10 protein-coding genes are annotated in these 12,205 nt (G+C 60.8%); 7 read left to right on the forward strand and 3 right to left on the reverse strand.

Annotation, left to right across the window (positions count from 1 at the left end):
- Positions 1-180: 180 nt before the first annotated feature.
- The 4 genes from ACOSV0_RS03070 (at position 181) to ACOSV0_RS03085 (ending at position 5,264) form a co-directional block, all read left to right on the forward strand.
- On the forward strand, positions 181-1,074 hold the full coding sequence (locus tag ACOSV0_RS03070) for a LysR substrate-binding domain-containing protein (protein WP_434108655.1): 894 nt from the start codon (positions 181-183) through the stop codon (positions 1,072-1,074).
- A gap of 286 nt (positions 1,075-1,360) precedes the next feature.
- Positions 1,361-2,338: a hydroxymethylglutaryl-CoA lyase gene (locus ACOSV0_RS03075; protein WP_434108656.1), complete on the forward strand. Its 978-nt coding sequence runs from the start codon at positions 1,361-1,363 to the stop codon at positions 2,336-2,338.
- Positions 2,335-3,591 (forward strand): CaiB/BaiF CoA transferase family protein, encoded by a 1,257-nt coding sequence (locus ACOSV0_RS03080; protein WP_434108657.1) that lies wholly within the window; start codon positions 2,335-2,337, stop codon positions 3,589-3,591. Before ACOSV0_RS03075 ends, ACOSV0_RS03080 begins: the two co-directional genes overlap by 4 nt.
- Before the next feature lie 188 nt (positions 3,592-3,779).
- Complete coding sequence (locus ACOSV0_RS03085; protein WP_434108658.1) at positions 3,780-5,264, forward strand: MFS transporter; 1,485 nt, start codon at positions 3,780-3,782, stop codon at positions 5,262-5,264.
- A 57-nt stretch (positions 5,265-5,321) separates the two neighbouring features.
- Here the strand turns inward: ACOSV0_RS03085 and ACOSV0_RS03090 are convergent, their stop codons facing one another.
- Together ACOSV0_RS03090 and ACOSV0_RS03095 are read right to left on the reverse strand one after the other, a co-directional pair.
- Complete coding sequence (locus ACOSV0_RS03090) at positions 5,322-5,462, reverse strand: hypothetical protein (protein ID WP_434108659.1); 141 nt, start codon at positions 5,460-5,462, stop codon at positions 5,322-5,324.
- Positions 5,463-6,485: 1,023 nt separating this feature from the next.
- On the reverse strand, positions 6,486-7,469 hold the full coding sequence (locus tag ACOSV0_RS03095; protein ID WP_434108660.1) for a helix-turn-helix domain-containing protein: 984 nt from the start codon (positions 7,467-7,469) through the stop codon (positions 6,486-6,488).
- Between the two features lie 264 nt (positions 7,470-7,733).
- On the opposite strand from ACOSV0_RS03095, the gene ACOSV0_RS03100 reads away from it, so the two are divergent.
- Positions 7,734-8,510 (forward strand): SDR family NAD(P)-dependent oxidoreductase, encoded by a 777-nt coding sequence (locus ACOSV0_RS03100; protein ID WP_434108661.1) that lies wholly within the window; start codon positions 7,734-7,736, stop codon positions 8,508-8,510.
- 76 nt (positions 8,511-8,586) lie between these two features.
- Positions 8,587-10,125, forward strand: a complete 1,539-nt coding sequence (locus tag ACOSV0_RS03105) for an amino acid permease (protein WP_434108662.1) — start codon at positions 8,587-8,589, stop codon at positions 10,123-10,125.
- Between the two features lie 124 nt (positions 10,126-10,249).
- On the opposite strand, the gene ACOSV0_RS03110 is transcribed toward ACOSV0_RS03105, so the two are convergent.
- Positions 10,250-11,791 carry a hypothetical protein gene (locus ACOSV0_RS03110; protein WP_434108663.1) on the reverse strand — a complete coding sequence of 514 codons (1,542 nt, stop codon included), beginning with the start codon at positions 11,789-11,791 and terminating at the stop codon, positions 10,250-10,252.
- Between ACOSV0_RS03110 and ACOSV0_RS03115 the strand changes: the two genes are divergently transcribed.
- Entirely contained in the window at positions 11,769-12,203 is a 435-nt protein-coding gene (locus ACOSV0_RS03115; RefSeq protein WP_434108664.1) for a hypothetical protein, read from the forward strand. The two genes, ACOSV0_RS03110 and ACOSV0_RS03115, sit on opposite strands and share 23 nt — an antisense overlap.
- Positions 12,204-12,205: the final 2 nt, after the last annotated feature.

Raw genomic sequence — 12,205 nt, forward strand, 5'->3', positions numbered from 1 at the left:
GGCGGCGTAACTTGGCGTAGCAGCAAACGACGTAGTTCGGCACCTGATCGACCTTCGCAACTCGGCGCGCGATCGAAGGCGCAAACCGGCGTCCCGGCCGTGGATACCCTGGGACGGGCTCGGCCACCACCTTCCTCGGGCATAATTTTCCCACTTCAAACACACAGGGCATGCCCGTTCATGTGGCAAATCGATCAGGTGACGTTGCGCCTGTTTATCGCGGTCTGCGAAGAAGGCACGATCGCGCGTGCGGCCGAACGCGAGTTCATCGCACCGTCCGCGGTCAGCAAGCGGCTCGCGGATCTCGAAGCGCTGGTTGACGTCGCGCTGCTTTCGCGCAGCCAGCGCGGCGTGCGCGCGACCGCGGCCGGCGAGGCGCTGCTCAGGCACGCGCGACTCATCATGCGCGGCCACGAACGCTTGCAGGCGGAACTCAGCGAATATGCGGCCGGCGCACGCGGACATGTACGGGTGCTGGCGAATGTCTCGTCGATGGTCGAGTTTTTGCCCGAGGCACTATCGGTATTTCTGAAGGCCAATCCGCAGATTCGTGTCGATGTCGAGGAGCGCGTCAGTGCCGAGATCGTACGCGGTCTGGAAGAGGGCGTGGCCGATCTCGGTATCTGCCGCGATGTGGTGCCGATGGGCAGTCTCGATGTGTTGCAGTATCGCTCCGATCATCTCGCGCTGATTGTGCCGCGCGATCACCCATTGGCCGGTGAGGCCGCTATCGGTTTTGAGCAAACCCTGGCATTCGATCATCTCGGGCTCGCATCGAACGCGTCGGTGAACGCGCTCATGCAGCGCATTGCGACGGAAAAAGGCAGCGAGCTCAACTATCGGACCTACGTATCGACCTTCGATGCCGCCTATCGATTTATCCAGGCAGGCCTTGCCGTCGCGATCCTGCCAAGCGAGGCGCTGCCCAGGCATGCTGCGGACGAATACGGCATCGTCGCTGTGCCCTTGCAGGAGGCATGGGCAGAGCGGCGCTTCGTGATCTGCATGCGCGACCGCAATGCGCTGACGCTGACGGCTGCGCATTTACTCGACCATTTGCTGCGCTCGGTCTGAACGCCTGCTCAGCGTTCTTCCTGCGGTACTCTCAAGGTCACTCCGACGTTTTCCGCCGTTCTCCGCCCGCTCTCACAACGTCCTCTCGCCACCCTCTGAAAAGCCCTTAAGGGTTTCCCCCTTGCGACGGCGCACGTCCGTCCCACATGCCTTTGCCGCCATCGCGAGCGGCGATGGAGTGCATCGTCAACGCAGACTTTGCTGCGCGGCCGAGCGCGGGCACGCTGTCACTCGACTGCTTCATTCTCTACATTTCACGCAAGATTCGAGACCGGGATTCAAGACCATGAGTGACACCCAGGAGCGCGTCGTCGTGACCGAAGTCGGCATGCGCGACGGCCTGCAAAGCATTGCTCGCACGATGCCCACAGAGTTCAAACGGCGCTGGATCGACGCCGCCTATGCCGCCGGCGTGCGGCATATGGAAGTCGCGTCGTTCGTACCGGCGAAGCTATTGCCGCAAATGGCCGATGCCGACGAAGTGATCGCCCACGCGCTCACCTACGACGATCTCGTTGTGACCGCCCTGGTGCCGAACCTGAAGGGCGCGCAACGTGCGCTCGACTCTGGCGTGCATCGGATCGTCGCGCCGATTTCGGTGAGCACGGCGCACAGCCTTGCCAATGTTCGCAAGACACCCGCCGAGATGATCGAGGCATTTGCCGCGATGCGCGGGCTGATCGATAGCGCTGCCAGCGCGAGCTCGCGGCGCGTCGAATTGATCGCTGGTCTGTCGACGGTATTCGGCTGCACGCTGCAAGGCGTCGTGCCCTATGCCGACATCGCAGCGATTGCGCGTGCCGCGTTGCAGGCGGGCGCCGATGTCATCGCACTCGGCGATACCACTGGCGAAGCGACGCCGCAGCAGGTCGGCGAAATCATCGAACTGGTACGAGAGGTCGCGGGCAGCAAGCTGCGCTCGCTGCATTTCCACGACACGCGCGGCCTCGGTCTCGCCAACACGTTGATCGCGCTGCAGCACGGCATTCGCGAATTCGATGCTTCGCTGGCCGGCCTCGGCGGCTGTCCGCATGCGCCGGGCGCAACCGGTAACGTGAACACCGAAGACCTCGTGTTCATGCTCGACAGCATGGGTTACGACACCGGCATCGATCTCACCAGACTCATCGCGTCGCGCGACGTTCTCGCCGACGGGTTGCCCGGCGAACCGCTATACGGTTATCTGGCGCGTGCCGGTTTGCCGAAGCAGTTCAATGCCGCTGCTCGACGTTTTGAATCTTCCGAATCACAGGTGCTGCAATGAATCCGGTTTCTTCTACGTCTGCCTCTTCTGCTTCGTTTGCGCCTGCGCCCGCAGTGGAGCAGCAGAATGCGTTGCCGCTTGCGGGCATTCGCGTGATCGAGTTGTCGCATATGGTCATGGGGCCGACCTGCGGGATGATTCTCGGCGACCTCGGCGCCGAAGTCATCAAGGTCGAGCCGCCGCGTGGCGACGGTACGCGGCGTTTGCTCGGTACCGGCGCGGGTTTTTTTCGTACCTTCAATCGCAACAAGAAGAGTGTCGCGCTCGACCTCGATAGCGAAGCGGGACTGGCCGCGCTGCACAAGCTGGTCGATACCGCGGATGTCTTCGTCGAGAACTTCAAGCCAGGCCGCATGGCGAGCCTGGGCCTCGATTATGCGTCACTGCGCGAACGCAATCCCAAGCTGATTTATGTTTCGCATAAAGGCTTTCTGAACGGTCCTTACGAACACCGTCTGGCGCTCGACGAAGTCGTGCAGATGATGGCCGGCCTTGCCTACATGACTGGACCTGTGGGCCGCCCGTTGCGTGCGGGCAGTTCGGTTAACGACATTATGGGTGGCATGTTCGGTGCGATCGGCGTGCTTGCCGCGTTGCATGAAAGGCATACGAGCGGACGTGGCAAGGAAGTACAAAGTGCGCTGTTTGAAAACTGCGTGTTGCTCTCCGCGCAACACATGCAGCAGTTCGCCGCGACCGGTGTGCCCGCTGCGCCGATGCCCGAACGCATCAGCGCATGGGCTGTCTACGACGTGTTCACGCTTGCCGACGGCGAACAGATGTTTATCGCCGCGACCGGCGACGGCCAGTGGCGCGCGCTGTGCGCGATTCTTGACCGTATCGATCTGTTGGCCGACCCGCGCCTCGCGACCAACAACGACCGCGTGCTGGCGCGCGAGTGGTTGCTGAAGACGCTTGGTGAAACCTTGAGCAGCTTCGAAGGCGCGGCGCTCGTGCCGCTGTTCGAACGCGACCACATTCCGTTCGCGTCGATCACGAAACCCGAAGACCTGTTCGACGATCCACATCTGAACGAGAGCGGGGGCCTTGCACGATTGACGCTGGATGACGGAAGCGAAACCGCGATGCCCTTGTTGCCGATTTCGATGGACGGTGTTCGCCTGCAACCGCGCCAGCCGATCGCAAAGATCGGCGAGCACACTGCTGATGTGTTGCGTGGTCTTGGTTACGACGAGGCGCAGATCGTGGCGTTGGGTGGTGGCGTGGCGCAGTCGCCACGGGAAGCTGCTTGAGTGTGGGCGGCTTACGAGGTGTTTCGCAACCGTGTTTGAGCATGGCGGCTCTGCTTGCACGCGCTCGATGCGTCGTTGGACGTAGTCAATCAATCTCATCCGGCGTCAGACCGGAATTCGGCAACTGGTTTGCATGGGACCGGAGTAAGTGCTGAAGCGCTAACTCCGATCGACAAAGGAGACAGGCGATGAAATCGTCGAATCATGTGGTGTATGCGACGGCAGTCGGTAATGCCGGCGCACTGGGTGGTTTGCCCTCAGGCGCGGGCGCATCGTCAACTGGCCGCGCAGAAGAGATCGCGCTGGAAGGCGCACGTATTTCCGCGCGGCTCGACCGCTTGCCCGCTACGCGCTCGATCTGGCAACTGGTGATGCTGCTGAGTCTCGGCCTGTTCTTCGAACTGTACGACCTGATGTTCTCCGGCTACATCGCGCCGGGTCTCGTACGTAGCGGGATTCTCACCGCGACGACGCATGGCCTGTTCGGCACCAGCGGTGTGGCGAGTTTCATCGCGGCATTGTTCGCGGGCCTGTTTATCGGCACGGCGGCATGTGGTTTTCTGGCCGACCGCTTCGGGCGGCGTGCGATCTTCACATGGTCGCTGCTGTGGTACACCGCGGCCAACATCATCATGGCGTTCCAGGACACGGCGCTTGGGCTTAACCTCTGGCGCTTCATCGCGGGGATCGGTATCGGCGTGGAGATCGTGACGATCGGCACGTATATCTCCGAGCTCGTGCCGAAGCATGTGCGCGGTCGCGCATCGGCCTTTTCGCAGGCGGTCGGTTTCTGCGCGGTGCCGATTGTCGCGTTTCTTTCGTATTTGCTGGTGCCGCACCGCTACTTCGGTCTCGATGGCTGGCGTCTGGTCGTGCTGACCGGCGTAACGGGCGCGATCGTGGTGTGGTGGATCCGTCTGCGTTTGCCGGAGAGTCCACGCTGGCTTGCACAGAAAGGCCGGATCGAAGAAGCCGACGCGGTGATGAAGCGACTTGAAGCGCGCGTCGAACGAGAATATGGACGCCCCTTGCCGGATCCGGCGTTGCCCGAACCGATGCGTGCGCGAGCGGCGTTTCGTGATCTGCTGGTGCCGCCGTATCGCAAACGCACGCTGATGCTGATCATTTTTCACGTGTTCCAGACGATGGGCTATTACGGCTTCGCGAACTGGATTCCGACGTTGCTGATCAAGCAGGGCATTACGGTCACGACGAGTTTGATGTACGCGAGCATCATTGCGATTGCCGCACCGCTTGGACCGTTGCTGGGGATGTTGATTGCGGACCGCTTCGAACGTAAGACGGTGATCATCTGCATGGCGGCAATCAACGTGGTGTGCGGGTTGCTGTTTAGCCAGGCGCGTGAGACGGTGCTGCTGGTGAGTCTGGGAGTGTGTCTCGTCCTGGCGGGCAATATTATTTCGTATAGCTATCACGCATACCAGGCCGAACTATTTCCGACGAGCATTCGAGCGAGGGCAGTGGGATTTGTTTATTCGTGGAGCCGGATTTCAGCGATGTTTTCCGCATTTGTGATTGCGGGGTGTTTGAGCCGCTTTGGCGTGAATGGGGTGTTTGTGTTTATTTCAGGCGCGATGGTGGTGGTGATGCTAGCTATCGGGACGCTGGGACCGAAGACGCGGGATGTCGCGTTGGAGGATATTTCGAGGTAGTGCTTTATGGATGGTCGAGGCCCACCTGGCGGGGCGGGCTCGACCGGTTGTGCGTGCCTAGTGTTTCTTCTGTGTCGCCGATGCAGGTTGTGCGACGCGGATCGGCGGCGCGCCCGACGGTGAAGTGGCCGGTTTCAGTTTTTTCTCCTGCTTCGGTTTCTTCACTTCGCGGTTACTGCGCATTTGACCTTTTGCCATGATGGGCTCCCCAATAGGCGTTTGTCGCTCCGTGAGGGAGCAGTAGGGTCGTAGTGTGCGCTGGTTTTGGGGTTTATGGGTGGGTTTTTGTTGTTGGTTTTTCCCAGGTCTGGTTTCTTTGGTTTTTTGTCTTTGGGCTTTCCTTGATCTGGGCTGTTTGGTTTCTGGTTTTTGGCCTTTCCTTGAATTCTTATTGGTCTATTAGTGTCGCCCCTGTGCGGGGCAGGCACTTACTTTCTTTGCCGCCGCAAAGAAAGATAAGCAAAGAAAGCGGCTCACACAGCCAGCTCATAAGCGGGTTCCCCGCACAGTTGTGGTAGTGGTGCATCTGGAATCCGTGTTCTCGCACATTCGGCACGAGTGACAAAGGGTTCATCCGCTCCCACTCCGCACTGCGTGCGTCGCGGACGGGTATGCCTGGGAAACCAGGGGGCTTCGTTTGGGTGCGGTGGGGTCATTGCGTCGGCGAAGCGTTTCCGCACGCATTGGCGATTCTCCGTTTTGGGCGAAATACTGATATATGACAACTACAGTGGCCGTCGCTATTTCAATTGCAGTGCTGTTGAAGTGAAAGTGGCCGTCGCAAATGGCCGTGGCGATTCAATGCAGAGCGACGGCATCAGACGAAACGCGAGAGTCAAAAACAGAGCGGCCGGTTTTTGAAGTACGCGTCGGCGCGCGCAGCGCCGCCGGAAGAATGATGGCTTTGTCACTGAGGCCGAATGTGCGAGAACACAGATTCCAGATGCACCACTACCGTAACTGCGCGGGGAACCCGCTTAAGAATTAGCGGTGTGAGCCGCTTTCTCTTGCTTACTTCTCTTTGCGGCGGCAAAGAGAAGTAAGTGCCTGCCCCGCACAGGGGCGAACGCTAATAGACCAATAAGAAAACAAGAAAAGGCCAACGCCGTAGGCAAACAGACAAGGAGAAGCCAACACCGTAAACACACAACAATAAGCGCCAAGCAGGCAAGCAAATCAGAAAAAGTCCACCGCCGTAGGCACACCCACCAACCCCCAAAATCACCGCGCAAGCGGCCTACCCCTCCTCCAGGTCTCCGACGGCAACTCCCCAAACTGCCCACGATACTCATTGGAGAAATTCCCAAAATGCCAGAACCCCCACCGCGTAGCGACTTCAGTAACAGACCCCGCACCTCTCAACTCACGCCGCACATGATCAAGCCGAACAGCACGTATATACGCTGAAGGATTCACCCCAAGCGTATCCTCAAACGCATACTGCAAAGTTCGCCGACTCGCGCGAAACCGCGCACACAGCTCAGCCACTGAAAGTGGACAATCAGGCGACTCCTCCACCAGCTCGCGAACCCCCCGCACAAGTTGCCAGTTCCGCGCGGTACGCGCTTCGACACTTCCGTGCGAGTCCGCATCGTGCATGTCCGGTAAAACCTCGGCGAGCCCAAAGATCACGGATTTCTCAAACGACGCCGCCACCCCCGCATCATCGAGCAAAGCCGGCGTGGCAGCCACCGCATCGAGCAAATGCTTCAGTACCTCGCGAAATCCCTGCAATCTCGCAGGATCGACATTCAATACACCGGGCTTCGCACCCAGCAGCGACCTGATTCCATCAAGCTGCGAGCGCACCAGTCCATCGGCGATCGCATCCGGCTCGATCTCCAGATTCACTACGACATGTTTGTCGGGCGATAAAAACTCGAATCCGCCATCGCCGGAAAACACATGGAGACCGTCACGATGACTCGTCTGTCCGCACAGCAGGGCATGCCCTTCGAGTTGAAATGGAATGCCCACCGCCAGCTTGGATAGCGCCACCTGGCCGCGTTGATAGACCGTGCGGTTCAGGCGTTCCACCAACACCCGCACGCCGCCCGCAAAAAACGAACTCACCGAGCCGTCGAAGGCGCCGCGCGAAATCTGGCAATAGCTCTGGTTCCACGCGTCGAGCAACATCGCCTGTTCGTCGATGTTCCGGCAACAGTGAATCTCGACGGCGCTGCTTGTCTGATTGGCCGGCTGCATAGCTTCTCCCAATTCGGTTAGCGCTCTCCGAAAGCCTCGTGCCGACCAGTGTATGCGAAAAAAAGTCCACGCTGCACCTCCGGCGCAGGCCGTCTGCGCGTACCCGGGCGCGCTCGAATCACTGTATGTAATGCATTTGTCAGCAAGCTGGACTTTTACGGGATTTTTACGTTTTTGCCAATTTTGGATAGTCGCCGCTTTTTGCCGCCCCTACTTTGTGCCCAACGCAATGCGATGCATTGGGCACTAGAACAGGAGTCACGCATGAGCAGATCGGCAGGCAGGCTGGAAGGCAAGATCGCAATCGTGTCGGGTGGCGCAACCGGCGCGGGCGGCGCGGCGTCGCTGCTGTTCGCGCAGGAAGGCGCGCAGGTCGCCGTGGTCGATATCAATACCGACGCGGGCGAGGAAGTCGTGACGCGAATTCGCGCGGCAGGCGGCACGGCTGAACTGTTTGCCGCCGATGTGTCGAAGCGCGAAGCCGTGGATGCCGCCGTCGCGAACATCATCGCGCGCTTCGGACGCATCGACGTGCTGTTCAACCACGCCGGCAGCATCGTCGTGAAGCCGTTCATCGATACCACCGACGAAGACTACGACTGGCTCATGAACGTCAACGTGAAAAGCATGTTCATGATGACGCGCGCGGTGCTGCCGCACATGCTCGCGGCGGGCGGCGGTTCGATCGTGTGCACGGCGTCGATTTCGTCGGTGGCGGCCACGCCGCTCGAAGTGCTGTACTGCACGACCAAGGGCGCGTGCGCCATGTTCGCGCGCTCGATTGCCGTCGAGTATCGCGACCGTGGCATTCGTTGCAATGCCGTGTGCCCCGGTTTCATCGATACGCCGCATGGGCGCCGCGAAATCAGTGCACTCGCGAAGTATGGCTTCGACGCAAGCGAGGCGGCGCTGTCGGTGCAGCAGGGCCGTCTGTGCGCGCCGGAAGAAGTCGCGCGCGCCGCGCTCTTTCTTGCCAGCGACGACGCCAGTTTCGTCAACGGCGCGCACCTGTACGTCGACAACTGCTTTACGGCTGTGTGAGCCGGTCCTTCGTCGCGCGGTCACGCCTCTGCATCGCTTAGCCGCTTCGTCATAACCCTGTTCAAAGGATCGTGTCATGGACATCAACACGGCCGTGCCGTCGGCGGACTCCGCCGACAACGACGTCAAGCTGTTGCACAAGATGGGCTATGCGCAAGAACTGTCCCGGCGCATGGGGGCGTTCTCGAACTTCGCGGTGTCGTTCTCGTTGATCTGCATTCTGTCGGGCGGCATCACGTCGTTCCAGATGGGTTTGTCGGCGGCGGGCGGAGCCTCGATCGGACTCGGCTGGCCACTCGGCTCGCTGTTCGCTCTGGTTGTTGCGGCGGCGATGGCGCAGATCGCTTCGTCGTATCCGACGGCTGGCGGCCTCTATCATTGGAGTTCGATTCTCGGCGGGAAAATGTGGGGCTGGCTGACCGCCTGGCTGAATCTGCTCGGGCTCGTGTTCGTGGTCGCCGCGATCAACTACGGCACCTACGATCCGTTCTTTCGCACACTAATCGCGCCGATGTTCGGTGTGAGTCCCGATTCGCTCGGCTGGTGGCAGCAGACGCTCTTTCTGACGGTGATTACCGCTTCGCAGGCGTTTCTGAATCATCGCGGTATTCGCATCACGAGCAAGATCACGGATCTGTCGGGCTATCTGATCTTTGTGGTGACGATCATGCTGGTGGTTTCGCTGCTGGTGTATTCGCCGGTCAAGATCGATCTGTCGCGGCTCTATACCTTCACTAACTTCACGGGTGTCGATGGCGGCGCGTGGCCGAAGCAAACCATCGCGATGGCATTTCTGTCCGGCTTGTTGCTGACCGCTTACACGATCACGGGCTTCGACGCATCCGCGCATACCTCGGAGGAGACGCATCAGGCGGCGCGCAATGTGCCGCGCGGCATTGTCGGCTCCGTGTTCTGGTCGACCACGTTCGGCTACGTGATGGTGTGCGCATTCGTGCTGGTGATGCCGGATATCGCTGCGGGGGTGAAGCAGGGTACCGGGTTCTTCGAAGCGATTCTTGCGCCGATTCCGGGACCGCTGCGCATCCTGATCGAATTGCTGATGTTCTTCATCAACTACGTATGCGGTCTCGCAGCCGTTACATCGACCTCGCGCATGATGTTCGCCTTTGCCCGCGACGGCGGCCTGCCTGGCTCCAAGTGGCTGCGCAAAGTAAATGCGGCACACCGCACGCCGGCCGCTGCGATCTGGACCTCGGCGGTGCTGGCCATCGTGGTGACCTTGTACGGCGATGCGTTCACGGTGCTGAGCGCGGGTAGTGCAGTGTTCCTGTTCATCTCATACGCCATGCCGATTGCCGCCGGAATTTTTGCCGAAGGCCGTACGTGGAAAGAAAAGGGCCCGTTCCAGTTAGGCATGCTGTCAAAGCCGTTCGCGGTGGCAGCGGTGTTCGGCGCACTGGTGCTCGCCTATGTCGGTATGCAACCGCCGAACCAGAAGGTGGTGTACGTGATTGTCGGTTTGCTCGCGGTGTTGCTGGCGATCTGGTATGGCGCGGGCGTGCGCAAGAGCTTCGCGGGTCCGCCGATCGGCAAGGTGTCGAAGGAGCGCGAGCAGGAACTGAGCGGCATGGAGGGGCAACTGGGGGAAAGCTGAATCTCTGCGAGTGCGCGGTCAGTTTCCGTCACTCGTGCCTGAAAAAATAACGTCAGCCGGCCTTGAAGCCGGCTGACGTTATTACATCTGCCGCATGACGTGGCGTTCGTCAGTTAGGTCTCGCTTAGATACCGGTATATCCCACCGGAACGGTCGCGTTACCCTTGGCGACCGACGCGTTGTTCGACACCACATACACCGGCGACTCGGTCAGGTTAAGCACCAGCGTACCGTTGGTGTAGTTCGCGCTCGACACATTGCCCATCATGTCGATAACCTTCACAGTGCCGCTCGTGCCCGGTGCATCCACGGCCAGGCTATATGGCACGCTATAGGTCGAACTGAAGCCGACGCTCGCGTCCCACACGCTGTTGTTGTGTGCCCACAGCGCGGTGATCACGGCGCCGTTGCCTACCTGCTGGAATGCGTAGGCATAGATGCCGGTTGGCGTGCCGTTCACCGGTCCGAGCGTATGGGTGCCGTCGAGCGTGTGCGTCATCGCGCTGATCGCCATGGCGACCGGCTTCGGGCTGATATTCGTCGCGCCGAATGCACCTTGCGCGTCGTTCAGATCGAAGAAGGTGCCGTAGCCGACTTCGCCCGGATAGTCCGCACCGTAGAACACGTAGGTCTGATCCGCGCCTTCGCCGAGTGTGATGATGTGCATGCGCGCCGCAACCGCGGCTTGCGCATACAGCACGTTCGCGGTCGGATAGTTCGGACCGTACGAGGTGCCGAGGTCGTAGCTGATGCCGGCTTCCGTCGAGAACAGCTTCATGCCCGTACGGTAATCGGTGGCCATTTCCGCGCGCAGATCGCGCATCTGGCCGCGCAACGAACCGCTTGCAGTTGACGGGTCGCTGTCGTAGCGCTCCGGCGGATGCGACGGCGAGGTGCCCGCATCGTAGTAACCATGCGTGGAGACGGCGTCGATATATTGGCCGAAGCCGAGCGGCGCGAGGCGCTTCAGACGCGTCGTGGTCAGGCTCGGGAACGCATCGGTCGGGCCCATCACCACCGCGTTCGGATCAGTCGAGTGGATGCCTTGATAGACGGACTGATACAGCGCGATGAAGTTGGCGTCGGTGTCGGTCCAGAACTCGTTAGGCTCCCACGTCACCTGATAGTAATTCGCCGACTGGGTCGGGAAGTACGCGGTGCGAATCGCATTCGATTCCGTGCCGACGCGGCTCATGTAGTTCTGGTAGTACGTAAGGTTGGTCGGCACGCTCGTGTCGTCCTGGAGCGCACCGGTGCTGCTCGCCCAGGCCGGAATGCCGTCGAGACGGATCAGGCGCATCACGTTGCCGCTCTTGTAGAACGGATCGAGATTGTTGGCGGAGGGGTTGAACGTGTTCGCTGCGTTCGGTTCCATCGTCGAAAGCTGGCGGTCGTCGATCGTCGACGAGATGCCCAGATCCGCAAGCAGCGGACCGTTGTCGTTCGCGCCCTGCATGCCGAAGCGGTGCTGCTCCTGATGCGCGTAGGTGACCGTGGGAATGACCGCCGACAGGTTCGGCGTGACGCCGAAGGTCGCGATGCCGACCGGGCGCGTGCCGGCTTGCGGCAACTGGCCACCGTTCTGCGCGAGCGTGCCCGTTGCGGCGAAATAGCCGGCGAGCGTCGAGGTGCAGTTGAGCGTGATGGTCTTCGAACCACTCGGCACGGCCGTGCTGCCGCTCGCCGCCACTCTGCCGAAGGTATCCGTGACGGCCCAGTTCAGCGTGTCGGCGTTCGGCACGTTGGTGCTAAAGGCGAGCTGGAAAGCGCTGCCGGCGGCGAAGATACGTGTGCCGTCCGAGCTGGGTGTGTCGGCGGAAATGGTGGCGCTGCCGGAGCCCGCCGAGACGGCCGGCGAAGCACAGTTGAGTGTGGCGACCGTGTTGCCCGCGCCGTTCACCGTGGCGGTGCCGCCGGTGCTGCTGTTTCCCGCCGCGGTCGAGCTGGGCGAACTGGCGGTTCCGTTGGCCTGGGTTGCTGCGCTGCTGCCGCCGCTACCACCACCACCGCCGCCGCAAGCTGCTAGTGCCAGAGAAAGTGTCGAGAGTACGAGTAGTTGCGATTTCATCAATCTGTAACC

It is taken from the genome of Paraburkholderia caffeinilytica (assembly GCF_051027425.1).
GTDB lineage: Bacteria > Pseudomonadota > Gammaproteobacteria > Burkholderiales > Burkholderiaceae > Paraburkholderia > Paraburkholderia caffeinilytica_A.